The 14,838-nt window shown below is 41.3% G+C and carries 13 protein-coding genes and 1 riboswitch; of the genes, 2 read left to right on the forward strand and 11 right to left on the reverse strand.

The features are described from left to right. Nucleotides 1-3: 3 nt before the first annotated feature. The 4 genes from LPB220_RS08325 to LPB220_RS08340 all read right to left on the reverse strand — a co-directional run bounded on the left by LPB220_RS08325 (nt 4) and on the right by LPB220_RS08340 (nt 6,013). On the reverse strand, nt 4-981 hold the full coding sequence (locus tag LPB220_RS08325; protein WP_070588756.1) for an ABC transporter substrate-binding protein: 978 nt from the start codon (nt 979-981) through the stop codon (nt 4-6). Between the two features lie 406 nt (nt 982-1,387). Beyond that, the gene (locus LPB220_RS08330) at nt 1,388-2,737 is read right to left on the reverse strand and encodes a hemolysin family protein (protein ID WP_118227907.1); all 1,350 of its coding nucleotides are present in this window, start codon (nt 2,735-2,737) and stop codon (nt 1,388-1,390) included. Between the two features lie 531 nt (nt 2,738-3,268). After that, entirely contained in the window at nt 3,269-4,750 is a 1,482-nt protein-coding gene (locus tag LPB220_RS08335) for a M protein trans-acting positive regulator PRD domain-containing protein (RefSeq protein WP_049471761.1), read from the reverse strand. A gap of 135 nt (nt 4,751-4,885) precedes the next feature. Beyond that, nucleotides 4,886-6,013, reverse strand: coding sequence for an AI-2E family transporter (locus LPB220_RS08340; RefSeq protein ID WP_118227906.1), 1,128 nt, complete (start codon nt 6,011-6,013; stop codon nt 4,886-4,888). Nucleotides 6,014-6,087: 74 nt separating this feature from the next. Between LPB220_RS08340 and LPB220_RS08345 the strand changes: the two genes are divergently transcribed. Continuing rightward, nucleotides 6,088-6,879: an ABC transporter ATP-binding protein gene (locus LPB220_RS08345; RefSeq protein ID WP_150906420.1), complete on the forward strand. Its 792-nt coding sequence runs from the start codon at nt 6,088-6,090 to the stop codon at nt 6,877-6,879. Between the two features lie 211 nt (nt 6,880-7,090). Here LPB220_RS08345 and LPB220_RS08350 read toward each other — a convergent pair whose 3' ends face one another. From LPB220_RS08350 to LPB220_RS08380, 7 genes are all read right to left on the reverse strand, one after another. Then, nucleotides 7,091-9,145 (reverse strand): cation:proton antiporter, encoded by a 2,055-nt coding sequence (locus tag LPB220_RS08350; protein ID WP_150906421.1) that lies wholly within the window; start codon nt 9,143-9,145, stop codon nt 7,091-7,093. A 12-nt stretch (nt 9,146-9,157) separates the two neighbouring features. After that, nucleotides 9,158-9,412: a hypothetical protein gene (locus tag LPB220_RS08355; RefSeq protein WP_003005673.1), complete on the reverse strand. Its 255-nt coding sequence runs from the start codon at nt 9,410-9,412 to the stop codon at nt 9,158-9,160. Continuing rightward, nucleotides 9,405-9,962, reverse strand: coding sequence for a tRNA (mnm(5)s(2)U34)-methyltransferase (locus tag LPB220_RS08360; RefSeq protein ID WP_013904006.1), 558 nt, complete (start codon nt 9,960-9,962; stop codon nt 9,405-9,407). The genes LPB220_RS08355 and LPB220_RS08360 overlap by 8 nt, the downstream gene beginning before the upstream one ends. Beyond that, entirely contained in the window at nt 9,946-10,905 is a 960-nt protein-coding gene (locus LPB220_RS08365; protein WP_150906422.1) for a TIGR01212 family radical SAM protein, read from the reverse strand. Before LPB220_RS08365 ends, LPB220_RS08360 begins: the two co-directional genes overlap by 17 nt. 53 nt (nt 10,906-10,958) lie before the next feature. Continuing rightward, complete coding sequence (locus LPB220_RS08370) at nt 10,959-11,609, reverse strand: phosphatase PAP2 family protein (RefSeq protein WP_150906423.1); 651 nt, start codon at nt 11,607-11,609, stop codon at nt 10,959-10,961. Next, complete coding sequence (locus tag LPB220_RS08375; protein WP_049472288.1) at nt 11,599-12,156, reverse strand: ECF transporter S component; 558 nt, start codon at nt 12,154-12,156, stop codon at nt 11,599-11,601. The genes LPB220_RS08370 and LPB220_RS08375 overlap by 11 nt, the downstream gene beginning before the upstream one ends. 217 nt (nt 12,157-12,373) lie before the next feature. Next, nucleotides 12,374-12,523, reverse strand: a riboswitch (FMN riboswitch). Nucleotides 12,524-12,603: 80 nt separating this feature from the next. Beyond that, nucleotides 12,604-13,146: a tRNA (cytidine(34)-2'-O)-methyltransferase gene (locus LPB220_RS08380; protein ID WP_024055209.1), complete on the reverse strand. Its 543-nt coding sequence runs from the start codon at nt 13,144-13,146 to the stop codon at nt 12,604-12,606. 333 nt (nt 13,147-13,479) lie between these two features. On the opposite strand from LPB220_RS08380, the gene trkA reads away from it, so the two are divergent. Continuing rightward, nucleotides 13,480-14,835 (forward strand): Trk system potassium transporter TrkA, encoded by a 1,356-nt coding sequence (gene trkA / locus LPB220_RS08385; RefSeq protein ID WP_150906424.1) that lies wholly within the window; start codon nt 13,480-13,482, stop codon nt 14,833-14,835. Nucleotides 14,836-14,838 lie beyond the last annotated feature (3 nt).

Raw genomic sequence — 14,838 nt, forward strand, 5'->3', positions numbered from 1 at the left:
CTCCTATTTTTCTACCTTCAACGAGCTAATATCAATTCCAAGCTCTTTAGCCATCTCTTTATTGGTGTGCAATTCTAATTTTTCAGGTGTTTCAACTGCGACTTTGCCGGGTTTCTCACCCTTCATGATGCGAATGGCCATCCGAGCAGCTTGTCTTCCCAATTCCTCATAATCAGTACCAAAGTTGTACAAGCCACCAGTAGCCACCATTTCAGCAGAACCTCCAAAAACTGGCACCTTATGACTAATCGATACCTGTTTTACAGTTTCCATTGTAGAAGAGATAATATTGTCTGTCGGAACAAAGACGATATCTGCTTCTGACATGATACTGTCTGCTGCAGCTTTCACATTGTTACTATCGAGAATTGTTTTTTCAACCACTTGATAGCCTTTAGCTTCAAGGATCTTCTTCGCATTATCTTTTTGGACGACGGAGTTAGGCTCACTTTGCGTATAGAGGATCCCAACTGTTTTCGCCGTTGGAAGCACTTGCTTAATCATGTCTACCTGTGTAGAGATCGCATCTTCTGACTGGTCACTTGTCCCTGTGATATTGCCACCAGGCTCTTTCAAGTTTTTCACCAATTTCGCTGCCAATGGATCGGTCACAGCTGAGAAGACAACCGGCGTTGTTTTCGTCGTATTAGCCAAACTTTGAGCCGAAGGGGTTGCAATCGCAAAGACTAGATCACTTTTCTCCGCCAATTGTTTGGAAATGTTTTTCAGATTTCGTTGCTCTCCTTGAGCATTTTGGAAATCAATCTGGATATTTTTCCCATCCACATATCCCTCTTTCTTCAACTCATCGATAAAGCCTTTCCGTGTCGCATCGAGTGACTTATGGGTGATGTACTGGGAAATCCCAATCCGAAAGACATTGTCTTTTTTTGCATCCTTCAGATGGTGTAAGGTCACCAATGATGTTAACAAAAGGCCTACGACCAAAACTGGTGCCAGTAATTTTTTGACTACTTTCATTTAAAACTCCTTTTCTGCAAAATAAACAAAAAATCCGCTTAGATTATTCTCTAAACGGATGCTGAAATTCTCCAACAAGTTACAAAACCTCGGTCCATTTAGATACTAGCTCTATGGACCATCATCAAAAATCTTAGCCACATAGATACAAACAAATTGCTTGGGTTGTTTGCATCCATGAGATCATGTCTACAAACACTATCTAAAGTAGCCAAAGTAAAATTTTTGAGTTGAAATAGCTTGTTGCTTCATGTTTATTTTCTGCTTTCTTTATTTATGGGTATTATCTTACCTTAATTTTTTTTGGCTGTCAAGATTATTTCAGAAATTTTTCAAATTTTTTGAAAATTCAACTAGCCCTGACAAGAAAAAAACAGAGGCTAGAACACGTCCAGGCCTCTATTTTCTAATCTTCTTTTGATTTGGTTTCTTCATCTTCTTCGACGATTTCAGAAATTTCAACCTTCACCTTGGTCACACGACCGTTTTTCACCTTGTCATTCGTCAAGATCAAGTGTTTCTTTTGACTATCGACTTCACAGCTGAGGCGTTCTTTCAAGGATGGAATCCGCCCAACTTCAGTCAAATAATACCCTGCAATAGTATCCACATCATCACTTTCCAACTCAACGCCAAAGTATTCATTAAAGTCGTTTAGTGACATAGCTCCTTGCACGACATAAGTATTATCCCCAATTTCAAAAACATCAATTTCAGCTTTGTCAGTCTCATCGTCAATTTCACCGACGATTTCTTCCAACAAGTCTTCGAGGGTAACCAATCCAGACATCCCACCATATTCATCGAGTAGAATGGCCATTTGATTTTGCGTATTACGCAATTCCTTCAAAAGATCATCCACAAAAATGGTTTCTGGAACAAACAAAGGTTCTTGTAAAATCTTTCTTAAGACAATATTATCAAAGCCATTGATAAATCCTTCGTTCAAGAGACGTTTGGTATGGATGAGGCCGATGACATTGTCCTTGTCATCATCATAGACAGGAATCCGTGAAAAGTTTTGCTTAAGGATACTTTCAATAATTTCTTTGGTATCATCATTGATATCAACCATGAAGGCATCTGTCCGTGGCACCATGACTTCACGCGCTACCATTTCATCTAATGAAAAGATCCCTTGGAGCATCTCAATCTCGTCCGCATCTAGTGTTGCTTCACTATTGGTCAGCATATACTCGATTTCATCCCGCGTCATCTTTTCATCCGGATCATCGAATTCCATTGGCGTGATACGGCTCAAAAGGTTGGTCGATGCTGAAAGCAACCAAACAAAGGGGCTGACAATTTTTCCTAATAGAATCACAATCGGAGCTGTTCGAACAGCCAACTCATCTTTCAAGTTCATAGCGATTCGTTTCGGATAGAGTTCACCAAATACGATCGAAATATAAGTCAAAAATGCTAGAGATAAAAAGCTTCCAGTTGCAAGAGCCGTTTTAGTATTGCCCATCCATCCAGCAATGACATGACCGAGACTTTCTGCAAGACTCGCCCCAGATAAGATGGTAATCAAGGTGATCCCCACCTGAATAGTGGATAAGAAATGGTTCGGTTGTTCCAATACGCTAAGAAGACGAATGTATTTTTTATCTCCTTCTTCAGCTTTTTGCACTACACGAGAGCGATTCAACGATACCATTGACATTTCAGTCGCCGAGAAAAAGGCGTTCAATAATGTCAAAACAATCAATAAAATAACTTCCAGTAAAATTTCCTGACTGCCAGGGTCTTCCATGGATAATTTCCTCCAGTATATAATATTGTATATTATACCACAAAATAGGAGAGCCTGCATTCTTCTATAAAATTTTCTTTTTTTACCATCAAAAAATCAGGAACAAGTCCTGATTTTAGAATGTAAACATATTGTTTTTTTCACATAAAATAACCTAAGTGACGCTGAAAACTTAAAACAATCTATATAATCAGTTTCATTCAAACCTACACTGAAACTTTTCGCCGTGAGAAAAGTGCTAGAAACACGATTGTTTCTAGCACTCGGGAGTTTTGGGAGTAAAACAGTTTGGGAAACTGTTTTAGCCTGAGCCTAAAAAATTAAAAAGCGAAGGGGTCCAAAATGAATTGAACACGGGCTACGGATCGTGTCAAAAAGATAAGTTTTCCTAGAATCTAAAGATTCTGCGTCAAACTTCCTATTTTGACTTTATCCGCGAACGCCCTTTGTATCTTAATTAGTCATGGAACTTCTTCGAAGTTCGCTGACGTCCGTACTCACCTAAGGAAAGTTTCTAAGAAGGCTTTGTCTTTAGTGTTCTGCACTGGTAAAATCATAAAAGAAGGCATTGAGTTTTTCAACCAGCTCAAGCGATGAGAGACTACTTGTACAAATAAATGGTTTTTTCTTTAATTCAGGCATCATAAAGTTGGCCACCACCACATCTGCATCCGAAGCTTCAATATCATCTACTGTCAGATTGTACTTGATCATCTGCGTAAATTCAAAGTTATCCGTACAGTAGAAATCAAGGAAATCGATCATGGATTTGGCATGGTGATCGTCAAAACGACTGATAATCAAGACCTTAATGGACTTCCGACGGCGCAATAACTGCGGTAAGAGACGTTCCCAGTGAGTATAGACCGTATAGATCATGTGCTTGATGATCTCATCATTCAGATCATGCTTCATGGTCTTCATATAAGTGATGATATGCTCCTTCAAATCATCATAGAAGGCTGGGAAGATGCTCATGAAATCTTCGTTGGTATTGGTCTTGGTATCAAACAAGAGAAACTCAGAGAATAATTCCTTCCGATCGAGATGAGACGTGTTATGGACATGCATCAACATCTCATCAAGATTTTCAATGTCTAAATCATAGGTATAGCATAGATCCTTGAACATATCTTTGATGAGTCTAGTCGATTCTTTGGCATAAGGATCCGTTTCTGCAGCTTCGATCAAGCTTTCTGGACTGAAATAGAAATTCTCTTGAATAAAGATAATAAAGAACTGTTCCAGCACTTTTTCATTCAACTCGACACCCAACTGCAAGCTAAAGTAGCGCAACATCTCCTCGACATTGGTCACCCCTTGATACTGGTCCTTATACACATCATAGTTCGTTGGCATGTCGATGAAGTAACCTTGCTTAATCCGTGACAAGTAGACTGTCAAGAGAACTTTATAAGACCTGAGGACAGAGAAGGTCAATGGATAGCCATAGAGCTTGAAGAAGAAGGTGATCAAATCGGTCACCGCCTCTTCCTTAAATTCTGGGAAAGGCCACTCCATGTAGTAATAACGTTCCGCAAAATATTGGGCATAAAAGAAACGAACGTCAATCTCATCCCCGACAAGATTCAAGGGTTTCAAATCAATCTTTACATTGTATTTGGTTTGAAGCTTCTGATTAATCGTCCGAATCAAGCGGTAGAAAGATTGGTAACTCAAATCAAACTTTCTGCAAATATATTCATTGGAAACATCCTTGTTGAAAAAGAGATATTCAATCAAAGCAAAGGCTTGTGATTCTTTAAAAAAGTGATGGTAAATCACCTCAAGCCCAACCGAATCCTCATAACTGATCTTGATCCCATTGGTAGAGGATTCAATTAAAAAGTCATCAAATGTACTACGAAGATTAGACAAATCTTCTTTTAACGAACGTTCTGTACAATCCAAACGCTTGGCCAACTCTTTCAAGTGGAACCATCTTTTTTCCTTAATCAGGATTTCCAACAATTGCAATTGGCGTCTCTGTTTTTTCGATAAGAGCAGTCTCATCTTTTCCTACCTTTTCATATTTTCTTTCAAAATCACTTATATTTTAACACATTTCATAGCACTTGTTGACTTTTTTCCAGCATTTTTCAAAAAAATGTACAAAAAAGACTCTAAGGCCCATATAGGCGCTAGAGTCTATGATTTATTAATGATACCAAATTCTTCTTTTTTCTTCTGTTCCTTAGCAGCACGGTGGTTATCATAAAGATTCACCAAGAATTTTACAATTTCTTTTCCAATCGAATAGACTGGAATCGCAACGACCATCCCGATAATGCCGTAAATATTACTTGAGAGCAATAAGAGAACCATAATGGTAATCGGGTGAACCTTCATCACGCCTCCAACGATACGCGGATAAAGAATATTCCCATCGATCTGCTGGATAATCAACATGTAAACGACTGCTTTGATCATCATATCCATATCTGTGAAGGCATAGGTGATGATCATCGGAATCAAGCCGATGGTTGGTCCTACATATGGAATGAGGTTGGCTAATCCAGAAAAAATGGCAAAGACCAAAGCGTACTTCAATCCAATAAAACTATAGCCAATGTAGGCTAGGGTTCCAATGATAAAGGCATCGATCGAAATCCCACTAATATAGCGAGAGACCGTTTCATTCAAACTAATCAAGAGGCTTGAAATGTGGAGTTTGTCATTGCGTAAAATGGTCCGCTCCAACATCGGCAATAATTTCTTCCCATCGACCAAGAAATAAACCAAGAAGACGGGGGTCATGATCAAGATAAAGACCGTATTGACAATGGTGTTAACCACACTTCCTAAACTGTTGGTCACACTATTCAAGAGATTTTGTAGGATATCCATATAAGAGAGATTCAACTGCTGAATCGTCGACTGGATATTCACATTTTGGAACAAAGGATTGGTCGAGAGTTTTCGAACCAAACTTTGAACTTCCCAGTAAAGTCCTTGAGTTGAATTGATCAAGCTGGTTAACTGATTGATCAAGATAGGGAGCAGATAAAAGATCCCTAAGCCAATGATCCCAAACAAGAGGACTAAGGTGATCAAAATCCCAAACACACGCTTGATTTTTAAGTGTTTTTCCAACAATTCAACAATCGGATTGGTAATGTAATATAAAAAACCTGCAATTAAAAATGGTAAGAGGATGGTATTCAGAACAGATACAAATGGAGAAATTAAAGTCCCCATTGATTTCCAAATATAGAAAATCACCGTCAATAATAAGATCTCACATGTCCAGAATAACAATTTACTATTTCGAAACATTCCTTACCTCCTGTTTTCTATTCTACCATATTTTATGATAGAATAAAGGAGATTTTAATCAAAAGGATGAAGTTATGAATAATTTGATTGAACTACAAGACGTCAATTTGATCCGCAATGGAAAAGCCCTTTTAAAAGAGATTAACTGGCAAGTAAAAGAAAATGAATGTTGGGCGATTTTAGGCTTAAATGGAGCAGGAAAATCGACCCTCCTCAAACTGCTCATGTCTGAATACTGGGCTAGTTCTGGCCAGGTAACGGTCCTTGGAACCCGCTTTGGAGAAGGGGGTATTCCTGAGTTACGTAAGCGTATTGGGATCGTTAGCTCCTTCATTTCAGAAAGACTGCCAGAACATCTTTTGACAGAGCAAATTGTCCTAACTGGTCAATACAAGAGTAGTATCTTATATGCTGCATACGGGGAAGAAGAACTGAACTGGGCACGGGATATGCTAACTTCAATTGGGGCTAGCTCTTTGATCGGCCGCAAATACCGTGAGCTCTCCCAGGGAGAAAAGCAGACCGTTCTCATTGCACGAAGCCTCATGGACCAGCCAGATCTGATCATTTTTGACGAAGCTTCTAGTGGATTGGATCTCTTTGCCAGAGAAAAGCTCCTCCGTCAGATCCATCATATCAAACAACTGGATCACGCGCCTACCATGATCTACGTCACCCACCATGCCGAGGAAATTACAACAGACATGACCCATGTCCTCTTACTCAAACATGGCCAAGTGGTCGAACAAGGGCCAAAGGAAAACATCCTAACTCCTCATGTCCTTAGCCAGTTTTACGAAGCACCAGTATCCCTTATTGATCTAGGCGATGAGCGACTCTTTGTCAAACCAGAAATCGCACACTGAAAAGAAAATGAATAAAGCAAAAAGAGAGTGGGACAGAAATCGGTAATTCGTCAGAATTCGATTTCATCGTCCCACCTCCGCACAGTTGAGTAGGGCTGTAAAAGCTGATGAAATCAGCGTAGTAGAGTCCACTCAACCACTGCGTCTTGATCGACAATCCAAAAATAATTGAGAGGCTAGGACTTTTGTCCCAGCCTCTTTTACTCTTATCTCAACGATTCCGTGCATACTCGATCAAATCGTATGGAAGAGTATTGGCACTTTCTCTTAGGGAATAGCTTTCTAATTCATTGACATTTTGTCGCATACGGCGCGCTTGCTTGGCAGTAATCAGGTGTTGCGCTTCATATTCAAAAATAATCTTACGCTCCAAATAATAGCCTCTCAACATTTCATCGATATTATTTGGTTTCACGCGATTAATAACCCGCTCCACAAAGGCCCCACTGGTAATAATAGCTGTCTCTCTCAGACGAGATTCTTGTAGGAAAGAGAGCAAACTGCTCCGATAAACCCCCTTGAGGTCTTCCAAACTTTCGATGATGATTTCCGTATTGGCCAGATAAAGGGCCGCAATCTGGTCATAATCAATGGCCTCTAACTTGCTGTCTTCTCGGGTCCACCAGTTTCGCAAGCCAGACCCAAAAGTTAAGATCTCATGAACGAATAAACGCAAAAGGCGGAAAGACACCAAGAGGTAATAGGTTAAGCGAGACGAAAGATTGCGATTGACACGTTGCTCCATATTGCGAAGATAGCGTTGGTAGACGCGGTAGCCCCGCTCTCGAATCTTCCCTTCTTCATAAGCCTGTTCCAAGCCGTCACTTTCAATACTCAAAATCAGGAGCTTCAACTGTTCCCAGTCCTTTTGAATGAGCCTGTTTTCTTGGACCAGAATCAAGTTTTCTATGCGACCATGGTAGTTATCAATCGCCGCATACAAGGGTCCCTTGTGCTTGCTATTCTTTAGGTCTGCTTCTAATTCCATGACGACATCATTTAAAATCGCGATCTGCATCAGGTAGTCATTGGTTTCTTCCTTGTCTTCTGATAATTTTGGAAGTACCACTAAGCCAGCAATAAAGCTGACAAGGGTAACTCCTGCCACTAAAAAGAGTAGGATAGGGTATTCTTTTTCGATCTTGGTTGGAATCAAAAGAATCGTCGCAATCGAAACCGTTCCCTTCACACCCGAAAAAGTCAGCAATAAGGCATCTTTTAGATAATTTCTCAACGATTTTTTTAGTCGAGCCGTTCGGAACCAATAAAAGAGGTAAACCATGACAAAACGAATCAAAAAGAGCAAGGCTGTCAACACAAAGACCGAAAGAACTAAAAGAAGATCATTGTAAATGGGACTACTTAAGATGGGCTTGGAAATCATTTCCAATTCCATTCCTAAGATGACAAAGACCGACCCATTTAAGATAAAGTTGACCGTATTCCAGACGGTATGGCTCACAGTATCCACCCGAGCTTCAAGAAGGGTAATGTGCTTAAAGCGACTGGCTTTTAGGATCCCTGACACGACCACAGCGATGATACCAGACACATGGAGTTCTTCTGCTAAGAAAAAAGTCAATAACGGGAGACTCAATTCTAATAACAATTCACTGGCAATATCACTAGCGCGAACACTCAAGAGTAAGGTTTGCAGCCAACGGTTCACAAAGGCCGTCAAGATTCCTACTGCAAATCCTCCTATAATGGAGATTCCTAAGGAAATCCCTGCCTCTCCAAGGGAGAAACTTCCGGTCGCAAGGGCTGCCAAGGCCACTCGAAAGGCAACTAGACCTGAGGCATCATTTAGTAACCCCTCTCCTTTTAAGATATTCGAAACCCGCTTTGGAAAGGTAAAGCGCTCAGACAGGGAAGCAAAGGCTACTAAGTCTGTTGGACCTAGAGCTGCCCCTACGGCCATACAGGCTGCTAAAGGAAGACTCAGCCACAAGGAGTGAGCTGCCCATCCCAAACTAATGGTTGAGATAAAAATCACTGGAAAAATCAAATAAAGAATGATGCGCCAGTGCTTTAAGACAGAAGTAATATCTGCTTCTTCTGCCTCTCGAAATAACAGAGGGCCAATGACCAAGGCCAGAAAGAGTTCTGTATCTAGATGAAAATTTTCTTCTGGGACAAAGAGGGCCCAAACGATCCCTAGTAAGATTTGAATCAAAGGCAGAGGAAGGCTCGGCACAAGTTTATTGGTGACATTTGAGACGATCAAGATCATCGAGAAGATCACTGCATAAAGGAGTAATTCCATCTTCCTCCCTCCCTAGCGTTCTTGGCAACAAGTCTCAAATTGCTGTTTTAACTCCGCAATCTTTTGGTCTGTCTTGGTTACATCCTTGTGCTCAATCTTCTTTTGGCACCGTTCCATCTCAAGCGCAACCAATTTCTTTTTTATTTTGAGCATCTTTTTGGTCATATGGGCTTCATCATAAAAACCGATTGCACGCTCGTGAATGGTTGATTCAACAAAATGGTGTCTCAATCCTTCAATTTTATTTTTTAAATATTCTTTATCCATGACGATAGCTTTCTAATTTTTCAATCATGACCAAAAACGGTGGTTGGTTCACTTGATTCAGTGTCCGGTAGATGGTCGCTGTATATTCTTTTTGTGGGAGCTGGCTGACAAAGTCCAGCACTGCATCACGCTCGATGTCTCCTCCCTCATGACCATAATAGATCATCAAAGCCATTCGACCACCTTTTTCTAGGCGAGCACAGATTTTTTCCATCGCTTCAATAGTAGTAGCCGGAAGAGTAATGACCGATTTATCCGCAGATGGCAGATAACCTAGATTAAAAATAGCTGCTTTGAGAGTCTCCACATATTGGTCCACATGCTGGTGGCCATCTAAAATCAACTGAACATGCTGAAGCCCCAACTTTTCCAATCTTTCTTGGGTATTTACAAGGGCCTGTTCTTGAATATCAAAGGCATAGACCTGGCCTGCTAGTTTGGCTAAAAAGGCCGTATCATGTCCATTTCCCATGGTGGCATCTACCACGACATCTTCTTTGGTGATGACTTCTGCTAAAAATTGATGGGCCATTTCAAGTGGTCGAAGCATTGGCACTCTCCTTTTCTTCTAGCTTACATCCTTGAGTACTTCCACGACGACGCATTTCAGTTTCAATAGCGTTTAGGACTTCCCATTTGTTGAGGCTCCACATGGGACCAATTAGCATATCACGAGGCGCATCCCCTGTAATCCGGTGAATCACGATGTGTTTGGGGATGATCTCTAGTTGGTCACAGATAACCTTGACATATTCCTCCTGGCTCATGAGTTGGAGTCGTCCTTCATGATAGTCTCGTTGCATGCGTGTATTGGTCATCAAATGCAAGAGGTGCAACTTGATCCCATCAATTTCATTATCGGTCACACAACGGCGAACATTTTCCACCATCATCTCATGTGTTTCCCCTGGAAGGCCATTGATCAAATGGGACACGATCTCAGCCTTGGGCACCTGTTGGCGAATCCGCTTGACTGTTTCCACATAGAGGTCATAACTATGGGCCCGATTGATTAATTGAGACGTCGCTTCATAAGTCGTCTGAAGCCCCAACTCAATCGTCACATGCATGCGCTCGGTCAGCTCTGCTAGATAGGCCAAGGTATCATCTGGTAAACAATCCGGACGCGTACCGATGTTGATTCCTACTACTCCTGGTTCATTGATGGCCTGCTCATAACGCTCTCGAATGACGTCCACCTTATCGTGGGTATTGGTGAAATTTTGAAAATAGACCAGGTACTTCTTCACATCCGGCCATTTCCGATGCATAAAATCAATCTCTTTGTAAAATTGTTCTCGAATCGGAGCTTCTGGGGCCACAATGGCATCTCCTGAACCTGAGACCGTGCAAAAAGTACAGCCACCATGGGCGACTGTTCCGTCACGATTAGGACAATCAAAGCCTGCATCAATAGGGACTTTAAAGGTCTTTTCTCCAAATAAGGTTCGATAATAATCATTCAAGGTATTGTAGGATTTCATACCCTTCATTATAGCAAAAAAAGAGTCGAACTCAAAACACGAGTCCAACTCCTAGTTGTTAGTTATTTTTGCTTCCCTGTAAAGCGCCATTGAAACCGCAAGCGATCGTACAAGGGGTACTCAAATTGCAAGACAGCAAAGCCCAAAATCATACTGCCGAGAACGTCTGAAGGATAGTGAACCCCGACATAAATACGGGAGCCCACAATGGTCACAATTCCCAGAATCAGAAGCCCCTGAAGACAATAGCGGGCCGCTTTGTTTTTTATATGCTGGCCAACAATGATGATCAAGCTTCCCAAAACAAGGGTAGACGCCAGTGAATGACCACTTGGAAAAGAAAAGCCTTTTTCCTCTACTAGATGAAGAATACTTGGTCTCGGTCTCTGGTAGATATTCTTTAGAAGAAGAACCAAAAGACCAGTCAATACCAGATTGCTCCCCAGAAAGAGGGCTTCGCTGTACCATTTCTTACAGGCAAAGACAGCTAGCAAAAGACCCACCCAGATGACAATGATCTTGGTATCCATGACATGGGTTACCTTGGTAAAGAAGGCTGTCAGTGGTGCAGGCAGATCGCCTCGAATAGTAGATTGAAGCGCGCTGTCAAAGCCCGTTAATTGTTGCGGGTAGAAACGAATCACATACCCGAGAATGACAAAAATGAGAAGGGCGAAGCTTGCCTTCGCCCAATGTTGTTGTTTATTTTTCATATTTTTTCAAAATCGGTTGCAAAAGAGTGTAGATCAATCCAAATGCGATGGCCCAAATCACTCCTTCGATCAGGTTAAACGGTGCAACCATTGCGGCTAAATAGTGGACAAGCCCTAGTGTTTTCGAAATATCATAGTTCATAAAGCGAGCATACAAAGGGATTGCATAGACATAGTTCACCAATACCATCGTGATACTCAAGCTGATCGTTCCAATAATCGTAGCTAGGACAAATCGGCCATGGGTCCGTTCCTTGTTCCAAATCCATGCAAAAGCAAGAACAAAAACAAGAACTCCAATGATATTGATTGGTAGTCCGATCAAGGTTTCAAGCCCCTTATTATTAAGAGCTAATTTAAGAACAGATCGGATCAAGGTCACCCAAACAGCACTTTTAAAATCCAACAAGACCAAAGCCAACAAAATGGCGATGATACTCAAATCAATTTTGAAGAAATCTATCAAGAAAGAAAATTGATAGAACATCAAAATAAAAGATAATGCGGATAAAACAGCCACTAGGGTCAGTTTACGTGTATTTGTCATAACAGGTTCCTCCAATTTTTTAAAAATTAGAGAAGCTGGAAAGACGTCTACTCCATCATTCTACTCTAAACTATTTAAACAAAGCTTAAACTAGAAACTATTCTAGTTACTTTAGCTGGTCTCCATCGAAACATGCCGTTAGTCAGTCTTAGACTCCAAGGTACTATTCCCATGCATCAACTCTAAACAGATCAGAATAGCTGTCAGTCTATTCGTCTCTCGTCTTCTCCCATCCAGACTATACTGTCGGTTGTGGAGTCACACCACATCAGCTTGCGCTCGCGGACTTCTTTTAGAGTACGGAAAAGAACATTTCCTAGTAAAAGTCACCGCCGGTCGGGAATTACACCCTGCCCTGAAGACCCTTTTATGATAACAAAAAAAACTTGCCTAGGCAAGTTTTTGTAACGTCATGGATTACATCGTTCGGGTTTTAATTTTTCGTTCTTATTTGAGCTTGTCGTGCTCATAACGATGGCTCAACTCCAGCCCCTTAAAGCCCTGCTGGCGGAGAGCCTCATAGACAATCATGCAGACGGTATTGGAGACATTTAAACTACGGACATGCTCGTCATTCATCGGAATGCGAATGGCCTTCTCTTCGTGCTGGCGCATAAATTCTTCCGGCAATCCTTTATCTTCGCGTCCAAACAAGAAATAATGGGACTTCCCATCCTGATAAGAAACGTCCGAATAGGTCTGATTTGCAAACTTGGACACTAGGTGTACCTGACCGTCGCTCGCTGCTTCCATAAACTCTTCTAGGCTATCATAAAAACGGACATCCAGCTTGTCCCAATAATCGAGTCCTGCTCGCTTCATTTTGCGATCATCGATCGGAAAAGCCATGGGTCGTATGATATGCAAGGGGGAATTGGTCGCCGCACAAGTCCGTGCAATATTTCCCGTATTTTGTGGAATCTGAGGTTGGAACAAGACGATGTGGTTTTGAGCAGCTGACTCTTGGTAGTCCAGTTCTTCAATATTCATACTCGATCTCTTTCTGATAAAAAAATAGCCACACTGCCCGGAGTCAAGCTCAGCAAACAGCGTGGTTACAGCTTCATTAACTTAACTCACAACAGGTTTGAGGTAAATCAACGAAGGTACTTTCTAAGTATAACACTTTTGAAGCTCCTGTCAATAGTTTTTTTAGATTTTTTTAAGAAACTTTACCAAAGTTTTCAATCCCTCCTCGTTCTACTCTTTTGACGATTTTTCCTACTTGTTCTTAGCTTCTCAAAATTCCACCAGAAAATCCTTAAAAAAGATGAATTTTTCTTGAAAATAGAGTATGATAGAAGCATACTCTGGAGGTATTCTATGAAAATTATTGTTGTTGGTGGAGGAAAGGTCGGAACGGCCCTTTGTCGTTCTCTCGTTGCTGAAAACCACGATGTTATTTTGATCGAAAAAGACGAATCCGTTCTTAACCATATTACCAAACGATTTGATATCATTGGAATTTTAGGAAATGGGGCAAACTTCAAGATCTTGGAGCAAGCGGATGTTGAAGACTGCGACATCTTCATTTCCATGACCGAGTACGATGAAGTGAATATGGTCTCTGCTGTTTTGGCTAAAAAAATGGGAGCCAAAGAGACCATCGTTCGGGTGCGGAATCCTGAATATTCCAATTCCTACTTCAAGGAAAAAAATATCTTGGGCTTCTCCCTGGTTGTCAATCCGGAATTGCTGACAGCTCGATATATTGCCAATATCATTGACTTCCCAAATGCCCTTTCTGTGGAGCATTTTGCCAATGGTCGGGTAGCCTTGATGGAATTTAAGATCAAGCCAGATAGCAATCTCTGCAATATGAGCCTCTCCCAATTCCGGAAGAAATACGGAAATGTCATTGTTTGCGCAATCGAGCGTGGCAACGAACTCACCATTCCAAACGGAGACTTTGTCTTACAACCTCAAGACAAGATTTTCGTAACAGGTAATCGGATCGAGGTCGTTCTCTTCCACAACAATGTCCGACCTCAAGTCATTAAGAGCATGATGATGATTGGTGCTGGAAAAATTGCCTACTATCTGCTCAATATTCTCCAGGATGTGCGTCGCAAAATCGATCTCAAGGTCATCGAGGTCAATCGCGAACGAGCTGAATTCTTTAGCCAAGAATTCCCTGACCTCTATGTCGTCCATGGAGACGGAACTGCTAAAGACATTCTTTTAGAAGAGAGTGCCAATAACTTTGATGCTGTGGCTACTTTGACAGGGGTCGATGAAGAAAACATCATCACCTCCATGTTCTTGGATTCTGTCGGAGTCAAAAAGAACATTACCAAAGTCAACCGAACCAGTCTGTTGGAGATCATTGGCGATCAGGATATGACCAGTATTGTCACTCCAAAACGCATCGCTGTAGACACCATTATGCACTTTATTCGCGGGCGCTACAATGCACAGTTCTCAAACCTAGAAGCCTTGCACCATGTCGCAAACGGCCGGATTGAAACCTTGCAGTTTCAAATTAAGGAAGACAACAAACTAACCCAATATCCCCTCTCTGAATTGAAATTGAAGAAGGGCGTTTTGATCGCTGCCATTATTCGAAACGGCAAGGCTATTTTCCCGAATGGGGATGACCGTTTGATGGTAGGGGATCGGATTATCGTGACCACCTTGATTCAAAATGTCACTAAAATCTACGATCTACTTGAGAGGTAAGCC

Source organism: Streptococcus sp. LPB0220 (assembly GCF_008727815.1).
GTDB lineage: Bacteria > Bacillota > Bacilli > Lactobacillales > Streptococcaceae > Streptococcus.

Excerpts from the sequence above, each read along its gene's own strand:
- LPB220_RS08325 (WP_070588756.1), bottom strand. The coding sequence starts at position 981 with ATGAAAGTAGTCAAAAAATTACTGGCACCAGTTTTGGTCGTAGGCCTT.
- LPB220_RS08375 (WP_049472288.1), bottom strand. The coding sequence starts at position 12,156 with ATGACAAATACACGTAAACTGACCCTAGTGGCTGTTTTATCCGCATTA.
- LPB220_RS08380 (WP_024055209.1), bottom strand. The coding sequence starts at position 13,146 with ATGAATATTGAAGAACTGGACTACCAAGAGTCAGCTGCTCAAAACCAC.
- LPB220_RS08340 (WP_118227906.1), bottom strand. The coding sequence starts at position 6,013 with ATGTTTCGAAATAGTAAATTGTTATTCTGGACATGTGAGATCTTATTA.
- LPB220_RS08370 (WP_150906423.1), bottom strand. The coding sequence starts at position 11,609 with ATGAAAAATAAACAACAACATTGGGCGAAGGCAAGCTTCGCCCTTCTC.
- trkA (WP_150906424.1), top strand. The coding sequence starts at position 13,480 with ATGAAAATTATTGTTGTTGGTGGAGGAAAGGTCGGAACGGCCCTTTGT.
- LPB220_RS08335 (WP_049471761.1), bottom strand. The coding sequence starts at position 4,750 with ATGAGACTGCTCTTATCGAAAAAACAGAGACGCCAATTGCAATTGTTG.
- LPB220_RS08330 (WP_118227907.1), bottom strand. The coding sequence starts at position 2,737 with ATGGAAGACCCTGGCAGTCAGGAAATTTTACTGGAAGTTATTTTATTG.
- LPB220_RS08365 (WP_150906422.1), bottom strand. The coding sequence starts at position 10,905 with ATGAAGGGTATGAAATCCTACAATACCTTGAATGATTATTATCGAACC.
- LPB220_RS08345 (WP_150906420.1), top strand. The coding sequence starts at position 6,088 with ATGAATAATTTGATTGAACTACAAGACGTCAATTTGATCCGCAATGGA.
- LPB220_RS08360 (WP_013904006.1), bottom strand. The coding sequence starts at position 9,962 with ATGCTTCGACCACTTGAAATGGCCCATCAATTTTTAGCAGAAGTCATC.
- LPB220_RS08350 (WP_150906421.1), bottom strand. The coding sequence starts at position 9,145 with ATGGAATTACTCCTTTATGCAGTGATCTTCTCGATGATCTTGATCGTC.
- LPB220_RS08355 (WP_003005673.1), bottom strand. The coding sequence starts at position 9,412 with ATGGATAAAGAATATTTAAAAAATAAAATTGAAGGATTGAGACACCAT.